Source organism: Phreatobacter aquaticus (assembly GCF_005160265.1).
In the GTDB taxonomy this organism is placed as follows: Bacteria; Pseudomonadota; Alphaproteobacteria; order Rhizobiales; family Phreatobacteraceae; genus Phreatobacter; species Phreatobacter aquaticus.
The window spans coordinates 2,921,034-2,936,367 of record NZ_CP039865.1 but is presented as its reverse complement, the minus strand read 5'-3'; the positions used below and the strand labels follow the sequence as shown (position 1 = coordinate 2,936,367).

The following is a 15,334-nucleotide window of genomic DNA, read 5'->3' as shown; positions in this document are numbered from 1 at the left end:
CAGCCAGAATGAAGGCCGTCCTCATCGCAGGTCCGACCGCCAGCGGCAAGTCTGCGCTGGCGATCGAGATCGCCGAGCGTTTCGATGGCGTCGTGATCAATGCCGATTCCATGCAGGTCTATGCGGATCTGGCCGTCATCACGGCCCGTCCGAATGCGGATGAGATGGCGCGCGTCCCCCACCGCCTCTACGGCACCGTCGATGCCAGCGAGAATTTCTCGGTCGGGCGGTGGATCGCGGCGGCGAGCCGGATCATTGGCGAGACCACAGCGGCCGGGCAATTGCCGATCCTGGTCGGTGGCACCGGGCTCTATTTCAAGGCGCTGCTGGAGGGTCTCTCGGCGATCCCGCCCGTTCCCACCGACGTCCGAGCCCGCATTCGGGACGAAGCCCTGGGCCAGAGCCCGCAAGACCTCCATGCGCGTCTCACCCAGATCGACCCGCAGACCGCGGCGGGCCTCCGGCCAAGCGATCCCCAACGCATTGTCCGGGCGCTTGAGGTGATGGAGGCGACGGGCAGACCGCTCGTGGAATGGCAGAGGGACGGGCGGTCGGCTCCCCTGCTCGACGCAGCACGCTCACCTGGCGTCTTCCTGGCGGTCGACCGCCAGGTGCTGCGCGACCGCATCGACCGGCGTTTCGAGACGATGATGGCAGAGGGGGCCCTGGAAGAGGTCCGTCGGCTGGCGGAGCGCAGGCTTGATCCGGCCCTGCCGGCGATGCGAGCGCATGGCGTGCCCGGCCTGATCGCGCATCTTCGCGGCGAGATGTCGATGGATGATGCCGTCAGCAAGGGACAGCGTGACACGCGCGCCTATGCCAAGCGGCAGGAAACCTGGTTTCGCCATCAGATGCCGGGCTTTGTCGCCACAAGCCCGGCAGACGCCCTCGCGACATTGTCGGCGCTTGTTCAGCCCTGACGCGGATCGGCCTTGCGCCGTGGCGCGGTCGAGCGACGGGTCCGCTTGATCGGACTGGGCTCTTCCGAGGTTGGCGCCATGGCAATGCCCTCGGGATGCAGCACCGCCGTTCCGGTCGTCCCCTCATCCACCGCCACGAGATTTCGACCGGCCGATTTCGCACGATAGAGCGCTTCGTCGGCGCGGCTCAGCAGCCGGTCCGGATGTTCGCGCCCGTCCCAGCAGGCAACACCGAAGGAGCCCGTGCAGCCCAGCCAATCAGCGCCATGAGCGACCTGGGTCGTGGCGAGCATCTTGCGGATCCGCTCGGCCACCAGAACGGCCCCTTCCAACCCCGTATGCGGCAGGATCGCGATGAACTCTTCGCCGCCGAGCCGGCCAATCATGTCCACGTCTTCGCGCAGCCCATGGGTCAGGATGCTGGCCGTGGAGCGCAGCACGATATCGCCCGCCGCGTGGCCATGGGTGTCGTTGACCCGCTTGAAGTGATCCAGATCCATGACGAAGACCGAGATCGGATGGCCATAGCGCTCGGACAGGGCCAGCGTGTTCTGCAGGCCCTCGGCGATGGCGCGCCGATTGCGGGCGCCCGTCAGGGGATCGATAGTCGCGAGCCGGTTCAACTCGGCCTCAAGCTCCTGACGCCGCGCGATTTCCTTCTGCAACACCTGATTGGCGGTCGCGATCTCCGCTTCGCGTTGCCGCGCCGCGTCCTCGTCGGCCTTGCGCTTGGTAATGTCGGTATAGGTGACCATGAACCCGTCGCCATGCGGGACGACCGAAACTTCAAACCAGCGCGTCCGCCCGTCGCGATCGTAGGGCATGGTGAATTCCAACGGCTGCTTGCCGACGGCCACCGCCACATAGCGCGACCACAGGTCACGCGTCGTCAGATCGGGAAAGAGCGAAAGGACCCGCGCACCGGTCATCTCGTCGAGCGATCGGCCTGCGAAATAGGCGGCGCGGCGGTTGGCAAGGGTGATTTCGCCGTCAACCGGTTCGCCAGCCTCATCGCGGATCAGGCGGACGGCCAGAATTCCGTGCAGGGAGGCGTCCAGCAGGGCCGCAAGCACGTCACCGGATTCCGAGCGGCTCTTGCAGAACACAACGATCAGGTCGGAACCATCGGTCTGGCGGCAAGGGAGCACCAGGCGCTCCCATTGCTCGGAGCGGGTCTCGCCCCGGCGATGGACCGTCAGGACCGGCCGCTTCTCGGCAATCACCTTGGCTTGGGACTCACGGAAGAGCCGCCCGATGGCCGAGTGGACGTCGCCCATGCGCTTACCGGTCATGTCGGCGCCACTGGTTGCCGCGATGGAGCGTCCGTAGTGCAGATAGGTCCCGTCATCGGGGCCCTGCGGCTGGATCACGATCATGTCGTCGGCGATCGGTCCCAGCGCTTCCGGATCGAACGGGGCAAACGGTGCATAGCCGTAACTGTCGTGGAACGAGGTCCAGACGTCCAGCAACCGGCGGATTGCCGGTGCCAACGCGCGACCTGCGATGTTATCGACAAAGATTTCAGCGTGTTGCACGTGTACTTACCTCAAGGTCAGCGTGCCAGAGCTGACTTAAGGCGAGGTAAAGGGGGTCCGGATCACTTCGGTCACCCAGAGAAACTCGGCACGTCCAGCGGTCGCCCTTCACGATCAGCGATCTCGACGAAGTCCCGGGCCAGAACCTCGCCGAAGGTTGCTGCATCACGGATCACCATCTGGCGGCCGCGGTCGGTGATGAAAAGCACGAAACCAGCCGGGAATTGCGCCCTGAAGAGGTCCGGCAGCGGGCTCGCCTTCCACAGCATCGGCCGCTTGGGGTCGATGAAGACGAAGATCACCTTCTCCACGGGGTCGCGGTGGAAATAGGCGCCGCAATCGAGCGGGTGCGGAATGCGATTGCGGTCCGGACTGTCGGCGAGCCTGGCGGACAGATAGGCGCAGGCATAGGCGGTGCAAGTGCCCGGCCGCTCGGGCTGGCCAAAGATCGAGCAGCCATTGTCACGGATATGCTGACAGGGCCTATAGGCCGGCTTGTCGAGCGCCTCGATGGTGGGAAGTGAGCAGCAATAGGTGCAGGTGCGGCAGAAGGAGACGCGCTCGCCGGCCTCTTTGCGCCTCTTGGCCTGCCCCATCGCTCAGCCCTTCTGGCCTTCCTTGATGGCGGCGAGAAGCTCCTTGTGGATCGGCTCGTTGCCGCAGCAGACGTCGCCCTTCACCAGCATGGCGTCGTGGCCCTCGCAATCGGTGACGAAGCCGCCGGCCTCACGGACCAGAACGATGCCGGCCGCGAGGTCCCACGACGACACGCCCCGCTCCCAGAAGCCGTCGAACCGCCCGGCCGCAACATAGGCGAGATCGAGCGCGCAGGCGCCCATCCGGCGCAGGCCGGCGAAGCGGGACTGGACGATCCGCATCTCGTTGCGAAACTCGGAATGGTCACCGCGGGCAATATGCGGAATGCCGCAGCCGACGACGCTGTCCTCGGGCTTCTTGCGGGCGGAGACGCGCAGGCGGCGGTCGTTCAGGAAGGCGCCGACGCCGCGCTCGGCCATGTAGAGCTCGTCATTGGCCGGATTGTAGATGACGCCCGCAACCAGAACGCCATTGCGCTCCAGCGCGATCGACACGGCGAAATGGGGAATGCCGTGCAGGAAATTGGTGGTGCCGTCGAGCGGATCGACGATCCACGTGTGGGTGACGTCGGAGCCCTCGGTGCGCCCGCCCTCCTCGCCGATGAAGCCATAGCCCGGCCGGGCCTTCATCAGCTCGGCCTTGACGACCTCCTCGGCCTTGCGATCGGCCGCACTGACGAAATCGGCAGGCCCCTTCAGCGAGACCTGGAGGTTTTCCACCTCGCCGAAGTCGCGCTTGAGGCCGCGGCCCGCCTTGAGGGCGGCGCCGACCATGACATTGAGCAGGGCGGAGCGAAGCATGGTAATCCTTGGGACGCATCACGTCTAAGCGCGCGTCATGCCCGCCCGTGACGCCAGGGTCAAGCTTTCGACGGTTTGCGGCGAGCGATCGGCAGCCGCTCAGCGCATCCATTCCCGCGCGCCGCGCTCGGCCTGGTCGCGCTGGACCGGGTCAAGCTTGGCCACGAAATCGGAGAGCCAGGCATCGTCGGAGCCCAGAACGCGGGCGAGCGTATACCATTGCGCGGCCTTGAGCGGATCGGCTGCGACACCTCTGCCGCTCGCGAGCAGTCGGGCAAAGCGGTTCATCGCGACCGGATTGCCGCGCAGTGCGGCGCGCTGGAAAAGCCGTGCCGATGCGGCCTCGTCCTTCGGCACGCCATGGCCGTTGAACAGCATGATGGCGAAATCGATCTGCGCCTCGGCGAGGTCCTGGGAGGCCGCAGATTGCATCAGACGGGCGGAGCGAGCCAGATCGACGGCAACGCCATTGCCGTCCTTGAGCATGACCGCGAGCGCATATTGCGCATCGGCGCTGCCGGCTTCCGCGGCCTTCTCGAACCAGCGGGCCGCGGCCGGCATGTCCTGCGCGCCAGCCTGACCGGCAAAGGCCATCAGCCCGAGATTGTACTGGGCTGCGACATGGCCAAGCGCCGCCGCCTTTTCAAAGAACGACTTCGCGAGGGCCGGATCGCGCGTCAATCCCGCCTTGCCCTCGATCTGCATCATGCCGAGGGCGAACATCGCGTTGCGGTCGCCGCGGTCGGCCGCGAGCCGGTACCAACCCAGCGCCTTCTGCTCGTTCTGCGGCACACCGAGGCCGGTGGCGTGAAGCTCGCCGATCAGCGTCATCGCGATGGGGTCGGGCGGCGTCGCCTCGACGCGCACGGTCGCCTCGCGGAGCGCGGTCAGGAACTGGCCGCGCTGGTAGGCGGCAAAGGCCGCGTCGCCGGTCGGGGCGGCGGGGGGCGCAGGCGTCATGGCCGGGACGGGACGTGTCGGTGCGGCGCGTGTCTGGGCACTGGCAGATCCCGGCAGCAGCCCCGTGAGCGCCACCGCGAGCAGATAGCGTTGGGCTGCGACGAACCTCATGCCGTCGCTCCGACAGCCAATGCCGCGACGGCCCTCGCGACCGCCTTTGCAGGCCCTTCCGGATCCTTCCAGATAGCGTCGCCGAGGGCGACGAAATCGGCGTGGACACCGGCAAGGGTCGCGACGCCGTCAATATCCGGCGCATAGCCGACGACGGGCACCTCGAACACCTCGGCCCACCAGGCGACCCGCTCGACGACAGCGTGGAACGGCGGCAGAACCCCGTTCTTCTCCGCGTGGCGGGACACGATGGGGTCGCCGAACATCACATAGTCGGCGCCACGCTCGCCGCAGGTCATGGCGTCGTCGCGCGATTTCAATCCATCGACGCCCACCATGCGGTCCGGCTGCAGCCGGCCGACGGCTTCATCGAGCCGCTCCGCATCGAAGCTCAGATGCTGACCATCGGCGCCGCCGCGCACCACGACATCGACGGGGGCGTCCACCATCAGCGCCGCGCCGCGGGCCTGGACGGCCTTGGCCAGCACCTTGACCCGATTGATGGCGGTGCGTTCATCGACCGGCTCAAGGCGCGCGATGACAGCTGCAACCGGCCCTGCGGCGAGCGCGAGGTCGAGGGTTGCGAGAAACGCTTCGGGCTCGCCGATGAGCGGCGTGATCAGCACGAGCTGGGTCGGCGGAATGGCAATCGGTTGGGTCTTTGACATGATCCAGCACCCTATGACCGAAAGCGGCGAAAAAGGGGAGAGCCGAATGAAATTTCATCGCAGCCGACATCGTTTGGAAACAAGTCATGGCGAGGGTGCGCCGAACAGACGCGGCACGTATGGGCAACCGCTGAGATGCCAGTGCGTTGTTTGCCGTTATGATCCACCGGTCGATCGTCAGGACCACCCCAACGTCAGGACACACACGATGATGTCGCGCACCGCGCCCCTCCGCCTTTCGGCGGCGCTTCTCCTGGTCATGTCGGCTGCCGCCCAGGCTGGGCCGGCCGAGGACCTCTCCAAAGCCGCAACTGCAGCGCTTGCCGGCCTGCAAGTCTCGGGCGCGACGTTCGGCGAGGCCCGCGAAGAGGGCTCCAATCTGGTCTTCACGGGCGTCACATTCGCGTCGACCGGCCAGCGCGCCGTCGGGGTCAAGGTCAATCGGATCACGGTGACGGGTGGTGCAAGCGGGGACAGCCTGCAGAACGCCCGCGTGCTTCTGGAAGGCGTCGAGGGAACGGGCTCCGATGGCCCCGCCTATCGCGCCGACCGTGTCGATGTGGCGAACGCCCAAGGCTCGCTGGCCGCGCTGCTGGCAAGCCTTGCAGCCGGCGAACCGCTGTTTTCGGGGGCAAGCCAGGCCGCGCTGACCGGATTTTCGTCCGAGCGCATCGATATCCCGTCATTGACCATCACGCGGCGCCAGATGGGGCGCACGGATGAAGGCATCTATCGCAACGTCCGCTTCAACAGGTTCGCGCGCGGCAAGATCGGCGAGATCACCATTGGCGGGCTCTCGACCAGCACCCAGCAGGGGCCGGCCGGCCCGAAGGTCGAGATCGGTCAGATCCGGCTGACCGGCGTCGATGCAACCGCAGCTATCGCCACGGGCACGACATCGACTGTCGCGCTGGAGAGCGGCACGATCGAACAGGTGCGCAGCGCCAGCCAGACCGGCCAGCCCTTTTCCATCGAGCGCCTGATCATCGGCAAGATCACAATGCGCCCCGGCGAGCGGTCCCTGCTCGCGATCACCGAATCGATCCGCGACATCGATCCCTCGGCGACGGACGATGCGGGCCGCCGCCGTTCGATCGGCGCAGCGGCCGAGATCTTCTCGCGGCTCGATATCGAGCGGATCGAGATGGTCAATTTCAAGGGCCAGTCGCCGACCAACGAAGATATCTCGATGGAACGGATGGCCTTTGTCGGGCTGAGCCAGGGCAAACTTGGCTCGATCGAGGTCAACGGCATGGCTGCACCGGCCAACAATGGCCAGCGCGGCCGCATCGCCCGCTTCGCTATCGAAGGGATCGACGGGTCGGGCCTGGTGGCTCTGGGCAAGGAAATATCGGAAGGACGGTTCGCGCAGGGCCAGACCGTGCCGCCCGCTGCCTATCCGGATATCCGCCGCGTCCTGTTCGAGGGCGTCGCCGTGACCGACCGCACCGGCCAGTCACTTGGCAAGGTGGAGCGCTTCGAGGTGGAGGCTGGCCCGCGCATCGGGCTGGTGCCGACCCGGCTTCGGGCCCGCATGACCGGCTTTGAAGCTCCTGTCACCGATCCGATCCAGCGTGCCCAGATGGCGCCGCTCGGCATCGAGGACAAGATCTTGCTGTCGTCGGAATTCGAACTCGAATATGTCGAGGCCGCCCGGGAACTGCGGTTGCGCAACCTCAACATCACGGTGGCCGATGTCGGCGCCCTGACGCTGGCCATGACGATCGGCGGCCTGGAGCGCCAGCAGATCGAAGGCCTGCCGGGAACGGCCGCGACGCTGGGCCTTGCCGCCAAGGCAGGCCCGCTGACGCTGTCCTATACCGAGGACGGCGCCGTCGCATCGCTCCTCACCCACACGGCCGAGCAGGCGGGCGTGGAGGAAGACGCCTTCACCGAACAGCTGAAGGAGCAGGCGTCGGCCCTGATCGGTCAGTTCATCCAGGACAAGGCGCTGGCCGCCAGCATCCGCACCGCCGTCAACGCATTCCTCGATGATCCGAACTCGCTGACGATCTCGGCGACGCCGAAGGGCGAGTTGCCGCTGGCGGCACTCGCCATGGCCGCCCGGTCTTCGCCGCTGGCGCTGCTGCCGATGCTGAACATCCAGGTTCGCGCCAACCGCTGACCCCATCAGCAGACGCACCCAAAGAAAAACGGGGAGGCTCGCGCCTCCCCGTTTGCATTCCGGCTGCCGGCTACCGCTGGATCAGGCGATCTTCGGGTCGAGATCGCCCTTGGCATAGCGCTTGGCCATGTCGGCCAGTGTGATGACCTTCTTGATCTTGGAAGCCTGGCCGGCGGTGTTGAACTCTTCCAGGCGCTGGCGGCAGAGCTTGGTCATCGCCTCCATGGCGGGCTTCAGATATTTGCGCGGGTCGAACTCGCTCGGGTTCTCGGCGAAGACCTTGCGGATCTGGCCGGTCATGGCCATCCGGTTGTCGGTGTCGATGTTGATCTTGCGCACGCCGTGCTTGATGCCGCGCTGGATCTCCTCGACCGGCACGCCCCAGGTCGGCTTCATCTGGCCGCCGAACTTGTTGATGATGTCCTGCAGCTCCTGCGGCACCGACGAGGAGCCGTGCATCACCAGATGGGTGTTCGGCAGCTTGCGGTGGATCTCCTCGATGACGTTCATCGCGAGAACCTTGCCGTCGGGCTTGCGCGAGAACTTGTAGGCGCCGTGCGAGGTGCCCATGGCGATGGCGAGCGCATCGACCTTGGTCTCGCGCACGAATTTCACGGCCTCATCGGGATTGGTCAGCAGCTGGTCGTGGGAGAGCTTGCCCTCGGCGCCATGGCCGTCTTCCTTCTCGCCCTCGCCGGTCTCGAGCGAGCCGAGCACGCCGAGCTCACCCTCGACCGAGATGCCGCCGAGATGGGACATGTCGGTGACCTGCTTGGTCACGCCGACATTGTAGTCCCAGTCGCCGGGGGTCTTGCCGTCGGCCTTCAGCGAGCCGTCCATCATGACCGAGGTGAAACCGGCCTGGATCGCGGTCATGCAGGTCGCCGGCTCGTTGCCGTGGTCGAGATGCACGCAGACCGGGATGTGCGGGTAGATTTCGGTGACGGCGTCCATCATGTGCTTGAGCATGATGTCATTGGCGTAGGACCGCGCGCCGCGCGAGGCCTGGATGATCACCGGCGCATCGACGGCATTGGCCGCCTCCATGATCGCCAGCGCCTGCTCCATATTGTTGATGTTGAAGGCCGGCACGCCGTAATCGTTTTCGGCGGCGTGGTCGAGAAGCTGGCGAAGCGTGATGCGGGCCATGGGCGGTTCCATCCTTGAGGTTCTTGAACGGGGCTGATGACCGTCTAACCCAAGCGCGCGGCCAAAAAAAGCCGTCTGTTCGGGGCGAAGAGCATAGACTTAATGCGGCCGCGGCAGAGGGATCGGCGCGCTCAGCGGCGGGGTTGCCGGCATGCGCTCGATCAGGATCGCCTCGGCCTGGCGGAGGACCATCTGCTGGACCGCCGGATTGGTCGCCAGCATGGCGTGGTTCACCATGAAGGCCCCTGCTTTCCAGGCGTCGATGTTCTCGGCGCCGACGATGTCCGGAAAGCCGGGCGTGCGGATGTTGGTGCAGCGGGGCACGGGACAGGCCGGCGAGCCGAAAGCGGCATCGATGGTGATGATGACCGGGGCCGGCTTGCCGGCGGCGACCATTTCGCCAGCATATTTCAGCGCGCTCGATCCGCCCATCGAGTGACCGATGATCACATCGGGCGCGGCGTTGGCCGTGCGCGTCATGAGGTGGGTATCAACGAGGGTGCGATAGCCGAGCCGATCGAGCATGCCGGCCAGCGCGGACACGCCGACATATTGCTGGTGGACGTAGATGAACAGGCCATCGAGCAGCAGGACGGTCGGGCGCGTGTCCTGCGCGGCGGCGGTTGCCGGCGCGCAGACGATGGCCAGGAGAGCCGCAGTCAAGAACCTCATGCTTCTCAGCATGGCCTCCCGCAAGGATGGTCGCGTCAGATGCCCCGGCATGCGGGACAGCGCATCAGGACCTTAGCACATCCACGCCCGGCAGCGGCTTGCCTTCCATCCATTCGAGGAAGGCGCCACCGGCGGTCGAGACATAGGTGAAGCGGTCGGCCGCGCCAGCCTGGTTGAGCGCCGAGACCGTGTCTCCGCCACCGGCCACCGAGACGAGATCGCCATTCTTCGTCAGTTCAGCGGCCGCTTCCGCCACCGACACGGTGCCATTGTCGAAGGGCTCCATCTCGAAGGCGCCGAACGGCCCGTTCCAGACCAGCGTCTTCGACTGAGCCAGCACGGACACGACATGCTCGACCGATTTCGGGCCGATATCGAGGATCATCTCGTCGGCGGCCACGTCGTCGACACCGCAGACGCGGTGCGGCGCATTGGCCTTGAATTCCTTGGCGCAGACGACATCGACCGGCAGCACGATGCGGCAGCCGTTCTTCGCGGCCTCCGCCACCATGGTGCGCGCGGTCTCGACGAGATCATGCTCGCAGAGCGACTTGCCGACAGACTTGCCCTCGGCGGCGAGGAAGGTGTTGGCCATGCCGCCGCCGATGATCAGGACGTCGACCTTCTTCGACAGGTTGCCGATGAGATCGAGCTTGGTCGACACCTTGGCGCCGCCGACAACGGCTGCGACCGGCCGCTCGGGCTTCTCCAGCGCCTTGGTCAGCGCCTCGAGTTCGGCCTGCATGGTGCGCCCGGCATAGGCCGGCAGGACATGGCCGAGGCCTTCGGTCGAGGCATGGGCGCGGTGAGAGGCCGAGAAGGCGTCGGCAACCCAGAGGTCGCCATTGGCGGCCAGCGCACGCACGAAATCGGGGTCGTTCTTTTCCTCGCCCTTGTGGAAGCGAGTGTTCTCAAGGACCAGGATCTCGCCCGGCTTGATCGCGTCCACGGCCTTCTTCGCGACATCGCCGATGCAGTCCTCGGCGAAGGCGACGGGGCGCCTCAGCACGTCGGCCAGCGCCGGCACCACGGCCTTCAGCGACTGGGTGGGATCGACCCCCTTGGGACGGCCGAAATGGGCGAGGATGATGACCTTGGCGCCGCCGTCGGCGAGCGTCGTCAGCGTCGGCACGATGCGCTCCAGGCGCGTCAGGTCGGTGACCCGGCCATTCTCCATGGGAACATTGAGATCGACGCGCACCAGCGCGCGCTTTCCCTTGAGATCGGCATCGTCGAGGGTGCGGAATGAGGTCATGTTCAGCTAAGGGGTTGGGTCGCGGGGATCGGCGGACCAGTTGTCGTGGTTTGGTTTCGAGTCGCGGCTCAGGCCTTGGCGGAACCCGAAAATGATCAAGGCGATCAGACCGACCAATCCAGTCAGCCCCAGGACGTTCTGCCAGCTCATGTCACCTCGATAGATCGACGGCGCCTCCCGATGGAGGCGCCGGAATCAAAGCACAGTCAGATCAGCTTGGCGAGCGCGACAGCGGTGTCGCTCATGCGGTTCGAGAAGCCCCACTCATTGTCGTACCAGGTGAGGATGCGCACGAACTTCTCGTCCATGACCTTGGTCTGGTCGAGAGCGAAGATCGACGAATGCGGATTGTGGTTCATGTCGATCGAGACATTGGGCTCGTCGGTATAGGACAGGATGCCCTTGAGCGAACCGCGCTTGGATGCCTTGACGATGGCCTCGTTGACCTTCTCGACCGTCGTCTTGCGCTTGGCCAGGAACTTGAAATCGACCACCGAGACATTCGGCGTCGGCACACGGATCGAGGTGCCGTCGAGACGGCCCTTCAGTTCGGGAATGACCAGGCCGATCGCCTTGGCGGCGCCCGTCGAGGTCGGGATCATCGACAAGGCCGCGGCGCGGGCGCGGTAGAGATCCTTGTGCATGGTGTCGAGCGTCGGCTGGTCGCCGGTATAGGCATGGATCGTGGTCATGAAGCCCTTGTCGATGCCGCAGGTCTTGTGCAGCACGGAGACGACAGGGGCGAGGCAATTGGTGGTGCAGGAGGCGTTGGAGACGACGAGATGATCCTTGGTGAGCTTGTCGTCATTGACGCCGAAGACCACCGTCAGATCGGCGCCGTCGCAGGGAGCCGAGACCAGAACGCGCTTGGCGCCGGCCTTCAGATGGGCGGCGGCCTTGTCGCGGGTGGTGAAGATGCCGGTGCATTCCATTGCCACATCGACATTGAGTTCCTTGTGCGGAAGCTCGGCCGGATCCTTGATCGCGGTGACCTTGATGCGCTTGCCGGCGACCACGATGAAGTCGCCGTCGACGGTCACCTCGGCCGGGAAGCGGCCGTGAACCGAATCGAACCTGAGGAGATGGGCATTGGTCGCCACCGGACCGAGGTCGTTGATGCCGACAACCTCGATGTCCTTGCGCTTGCCCTCGACAATGGCGCGCAGGACGTTACGGCCGATGCGGCCGAAACCGTTGATGAAGACGCGAACGGTCATGTTGAGCTTCTCCTTGGCATGCGGCCGGAAATTCCAGCCCGGTCCCGAAATCGATCGGCGTCACGCAGTGGCGCCCGATGGTGGCAAGACCGGGGCATTGGCGCTCCGGCCTTCATGAAGTCAGATCAGGCCAGCGCCTTGAGCACGGCGTCGGCCGCGGCTTCCGCCGTGATGCCGAAATGCTTGTAGAGTTCCTTGTAGGGCGCCGAGGCGCCGAACGAGGACATGCCGACGAACAGGCCATCGGCGCCGATCACCGCGTCCCAGCCCTGGCGGATGCCGGCCTCGATGGCGACCTTGACGCCAGCGGAACCAATCACCTTGGCGCGGTCCTCGGCCGATTGCTGCAGGAACAGGTCGAGCGAGGGAACGGAGACGACGCGGGCGCGGACGCCCTTGTCGGCCAGCAGCTTGCGAGCAGCCACCGCGATCTCGACTTCGGAACCCGTGGCAAACAGGGTTGCCTGGGCCTTGCCGCCTTCGGCTGCGATCAGCTCATAGGCGCCGGCAGCCGAGCGGTTGGCTTTCGCGTCGGTGCGCAGCTGCGGCAGGTTCTGGCGGGTCAGCGCCAGGATGGTCGGGCCATCGGTGCGCTGGAGCGCCAGTTCCCAGGTCTCGGCGACCTCGATGGAATCGGCCGGGCGGAACACGCGCAGGCCGGGAATGGCGCGGAGCGCTGCCAGATGCTCGACCGGCTGATGAGTCGGGCCGTCCTCGCCGAGGCCGATGGAATCATGGGTCATGACATAGACCACGCCGAGACCCATCAGCGCCGAGAGGCGGATCGCCGGGCGGCAATAGTCGGTGAAGACCATGAAGGTCGCGCCATTGGGGGCAAGGCCGCCATGGAGCGCGATGCCGTTCATGGCAGCGGCCATGCCGTGCTCGCGGATGCCGTAATGGACGTAGCGGCCCTTCGGCGTCTTGGCGGAGAAGGCGACGGCAGACTTCGCCTTGGTGTTGTTGGAGCCGGTGAGATCGGCCGACCCCGCCAGGAATTCCGGCATGACACCGGCGATGACCTCAACCGCCAGTTCCGACGACTTGCGGGTGGCGATGTTCTGCGGCGTCGCGATCAGCGCCTTCTTGTGGGCGGTGAAGGCCTTGGCGAGCTTGGGCGAGCGCTCGTGGCGCATCCGGCGGGTGAATTCGGACTGCTTGCCCGGGCTCAGGGTCGCGAAGCGGGCTTCCCAGTCCTTGCGGGCGCTCGCGCCGCGCTTGCCGACCTCGGCCCAGGCCTGGGCGATATCGGCGGGAACCGTGAAGGCCGGCCAGTCGATGCCGAGCTTGTCCTTGGCGGCCTTCAGCTCGTCCGCGCCCAGCGGCTCGCCATGGGCCTTGGAGGTGCCGGCCTTCTTCGGTGCGCCATAGCCGATGATGGTCTTGCAGGCGATGAGCGACGGCTTGCCGGACTTCTGAGCCCGCAGGATGGCGGCGGCGATCGCCTCGGCATCATGGCCGTCGATGCGCTCGGCGCGCCAGCCGGCGGCCTGGAAGCGCTTCACCTGGTCGACCGAGTCGGCGATCGACAGTGGGCCATCGATGGAAATGCCATTGTCGTCGAAGAGCACGATCAGCTTGTTCAGCTTCCAGTGACCGGCCATTGCGATGGCCTCCTGGGAGATGCCCTCCATCAGGTCGCCGTCGGAGGCGAGCACATAGGTGAAGTGGTCGACAACCTTCTTGCCGAATTCGGCGGCCAGCATCTTCTCGGCCATGGCCATGCCGACGGCGGTCGCGATGCCCTGCCCCAGCGGGCCGGTCGTCGTCTCGACGCCGAGGGTGTGGCCATATTCGGGGTGACCGGGGGTCTTGGAGCCGATCTGCCGGAAACGGCGGATCTCCTCCATCGGCATGTCCTTGTAGCCGACAAGATGATTGAGCGCGTAGACCAGCATCGAGCCATGGCCGGCTGACAGCACGAAGCGATCACGGTCGGCCCAGGTGGGGTTCGCCGGATCAATCTTCAGGAAGCGCGAGAACAGCACGGTCGCCATGTCGGCCGCGCCCATCGGCAGGCCGGGATGACCGGACTTGGCCTGCTCGACAGCGTCCATGGACAGGGCGCGGATCGCGTTCGCCATGCGGCCATGGATTTTGGGGGATGTGAGATCGACGGACGGCATGAAGGCTGCTCCCTTGCGCGCGCCCGGATCGCTTCATTGCGCCGAAGGGGGCACGCGGCCGATGAAAGGGCCCGAAGACATCAGGATCGGGCTGTTGGGGCGTGTCCTAACAGCGCAAAAGCCCAAGTCAATGGTCCGATCGGCAGGCCGGCCCTTCATTTTGGCCGGTTTGCAGGGATCAACCGCCTTCGACGCGACCGATCTTGCGCACCGCGCGGATCAGACGCGCCGAATCCGAAGCGATGAAGGCGGCAAATTCCGGCTGGTCCTGATAGGCCGGAGGAGAGCCGGCATTGTCGAACACGCGCCGGACCTCGGCGTCGGCCATCGTCGTCTTCATGGTATCGCGCAGCTTGGTGACCACCGCGCCCGGCATACCGGCGGGGCCGAACAGTCCCGCCCAGATATAGAACTCGACATCCGGATAGCCGAGTTCGCGGAAGGTCGGCGTATCGGGAAAGCTCGGGATGCGTTCGGCGCCGAAATTGGCCAGCACGCGGATGGTGCCAGCCTCGACCTGCTGTTTCAGGACGCCGGGGGCCGAGGCGAGCGCCTGGATATTGCCGGAGATCAGGTCGGTCAGCGCTGGGCCCGCGCCGCGATAGGGGATGTGGTTCATCCTGATCTCGGCATTGGTTGCGAACATCTCCATCGAGACATGCAGCGTGCCATAGGGTCCTGACGAACCGTAGGGAATCACGCCCGGCCGTGCCTTGGCGTCAGCGACGAGATCGGCAACCGATTTCCAGGGTGCGCGGGCATTGACGGCGAGCAGGGTCGGATCGGCCAGAACGCGCGCGATCGGCACCAGATGGTCAACCTCGTACTGGACCGCGCGCGCCATGAGCCGGTCGGCCTCGGGCAGGACGGCCAGCGAGGACAGCGTCATCAGGAGCGTATGGCCGTCGGGCGTCGATCGCGCGACGGCCGTATTGCCGATGGCGCCGCCCGCGCCACCCCGGTTGTCGACGACAACGGGACGCCCCAGCAGTTTTTCCAGCGACTGGGCAACGGGCCGGGCCGCGAGATCAGCCTGCCCGCCCGGTGGGAAGGGCACGACCATGCGGATGTTCTGGCTTGGCCAGGCCGCCTGACCGAAGGCCGGCGCCAGGCCGGCGGCAATCGGCAGCGCGGCAGCGCCCATGAATGCACGTCGATCCAGCGCTTTCCGCATCTCGTCTTCCTCCAAACGTGGCGTT

General features: G+C 66.1%; 13 protein-coding genes. 2 read left to right on the top strand and 11 right to left on the bottom strand.

Translation table 11 applies throughout. The features are described 5' to 3' along the window. Positions 1–8 precede the first annotated feature (8 nt). Positions 9–920: a tRNA (adenosine(37)-N6)-dimethylallyltransferase MiaA gene (gene miaA, locus E8L99_RS13820; protein WP_137100088.1), complete on the top strand. Its 912-nt coding sequence runs from the start codon at positions 9–11 to the stop codon at positions 918–920. On the opposite strand, the gene E8L99_RS13815 is transcribed toward miaA, so the two are convergent. From E8L99_RS13815 to E8L99_RS13795, 5 genes are all read right to left on the bottom strand, one after another. Beyond that, a complete protein-coding gene (locus tag E8L99_RS13815) occupies positions 911–2,410 on the bottom strand; it encodes a sensor domain-containing diguanylate cyclase (RefSeq protein WP_137100087.1) in 1,500 nt (499 codons plus the stop codon). The two genes, miaA and E8L99_RS13815, sit on opposite strands and share 10 nt — an antisense overlap. A gap of 116 nt (positions 2,411–2,526) precedes the next feature. After that, complete coding sequence (locus E8L99_RS13810; protein ID WP_137100086.1) at positions 2,527–3,051, bottom strand: hypothetical protein; 525 nt, start codon at positions 3,049–3,051, stop codon at positions 2,527–2,529. A 3-nt stretch (positions 3,052–3,054) separates the two neighbouring features. Beyond that, entirely contained in the window at positions 3,055–3,852 is a 798-nt protein-coding gene (locus E8L99_RS13805; RefSeq protein WP_137100085.1) for an inositol monophosphatase family protein, read from the bottom strand. Between the two features lie 99 nt (positions 3,853–3,951). Continuing rightward, the gene (locus E8L99_RS13800; RefSeq protein ID WP_137100084.1) at positions 3,952–4,923 is read right to left on the bottom strand and encodes a tetratricopeptide repeat protein; all 972 of its coding nucleotides are present in this window, start codon (positions 4,921–4,923) and stop codon (positions 3,952–3,954) included. Continuing rightward, positions 4,920–5,591 (bottom strand): thiamine phosphate synthase, encoded by a 672-nt coding sequence (locus E8L99_RS13795; protein ID WP_137100083.1) that lies wholly within the window; start codon positions 5,589–5,591, stop codon positions 4,920–4,922. The genes E8L99_RS13800 and E8L99_RS13795 overlap by 4 nt, the downstream gene beginning before the upstream one ends. A gap of 208 nt (positions 5,592–5,799) precedes the next feature. Here E8L99_RS13795 and E8L99_RS13790 point away from each other — a divergent pair, with 208 nt between their 5' ends. Next, positions 5,800–7,716, top strand: coding sequence for a hypothetical protein (locus E8L99_RS13790; RefSeq protein WP_137100082.1), 1,917 nt, complete (start codon positions 5,800–5,802; stop codon positions 7,714–7,716). An 81-nt stretch (positions 7,717–7,797) separates the two neighbouring features. Here the strand turns inward: E8L99_RS13790 and fba are convergent, their stop codons facing one another. From fba to E8L99_RS13760, 6 genes are all read right to left on the bottom strand, one after another. After that, positions 7,798–8,865 carry a class II fructose-bisphosphate aldolase gene (gene fba / locus E8L99_RS13785; protein WP_137100081.1) on the bottom strand — a complete coding sequence of 356 codons (1,068 nt, stop codon included), beginning with the start codon at positions 8,863–8,865 and terminating at the stop codon, positions 7,798–7,800. 99 nt (positions 8,866–8,964) lie between these two features. After that, the gene (locus tag E8L99_RS13780; protein ID WP_137100080.1) at positions 8,965–9,528 is read right to left on the bottom strand and encodes a hypothetical protein; all 564 of its coding nucleotides are present in this window, start codon (positions 9,526–9,528) and stop codon (positions 8,965–8,967) included. Positions 9,529–9,601: 73 nt separating this feature from the next. Continuing rightward, a complete protein-coding gene (locus E8L99_RS13775) occupies positions 9,602–10,792 on the bottom strand; it encodes a phosphoglycerate kinase (RefSeq protein ID WP_137100079.1) in 1,191 nt (396 codons plus the stop codon). Positions 10,793–10,998: 206 nt separating this feature from the next. Further along, positions 10,999–12,009 carry a type I glyceraldehyde-3-phosphate dehydrogenase gene (gap, locus tag E8L99_RS13770; protein ID WP_137100078.1) on the bottom strand — a complete coding sequence of 337 codons (1,011 nt, stop codon included), beginning with the start codon at positions 12,007–12,009 and terminating at the stop codon, positions 10,999–11,001. 125 nt (positions 12,010–12,134) lie between these two features. Further along, on the bottom strand, positions 12,135–14,135 hold the full coding sequence (tkt, locus tag E8L99_RS13765; protein ID WP_137100077.1) for a transketolase: 2,001 nt from the start codon (positions 14,133–14,135) through the stop codon (positions 12,135–12,137). Between the two features lie 178 nt (positions 14,136–14,313). Further along, complete coding sequence (locus tag E8L99_RS13760) at positions 14,314–15,297, bottom strand: Bug family tripartite tricarboxylate transporter substrate binding protein (RefSeq protein ID WP_137102118.1); 984 nt, start codon at positions 15,295–15,297, stop codon at positions 14,314–14,316. Between the last annotated feature and the right edge of the window lie 37 nt (positions 15,298–15,334).

Coding starts and splice junctions, on each gene's coding strand:
- miaA (WP_137100088.1), top strand. CDS start 9: ATGAAGGCCGTCCTCATCGCAGGTCCGACCGCCAGCGGCAAGTCTGCG.
- E8L99_RS13810 (WP_137100086.1), bottom strand. CDS start 3,051: ATGGGGCAGGCCAAGAGGCGCAAAGAGGCCGGCGAGCGCGTCTCCTTC.
- E8L99_RS13805 (WP_137100085.1), bottom strand. CDS start 3,852: ATGCTTCGCTCCGCCCTGCTCAATGTCATGGTCGGCGCCGCCCTCAAG.
- E8L99_RS13800 (WP_137100084.1), bottom strand. CDS start 4,923: ATGAGGTTCGTCGCAGCCCAACGCTATCTGCTCGCGGTGGCGCTCACG.
- E8L99_RS13795 (WP_137100083.1), bottom strand. CDS start 5,591: ATGTCAAAGACCCAACCGATTGCCATTCCGCCGACCCAGCTCGTGCTG.
- E8L99_RS13790 (WP_137100082.1), top strand. CDS start 5,800: ATGATGTCGCGCACCGCGCCCCTCCGCCTTTCGGCGGCGCTTCTCCTG.
- fba (WP_137100081.1), bottom strand. CDS start 8,865: ATGGCCCGCATCACGCTTCGCCAGCTTCTCGACCACGCCGCCGAAAAC.
- E8L99_RS13775 (WP_137100079.1), bottom strand. CDS start 10,792: ATGACCTCATTCCGCACCCTCGACGATGCCGATCTCAAGGGAAAGCGC.
- gap (WP_137100078.1), bottom strand. CDS start 12,009: ATGACCGTTCGCGTCTTCATCAACGGTTTCGGCCGCATCGGCCGTAAC.
- tkt (WP_137100077.1), bottom strand. CDS start 14,135: ATGCCGTCCGTCGATCTCACATCCCCCAAAATCCATGGCCGCATGGCG.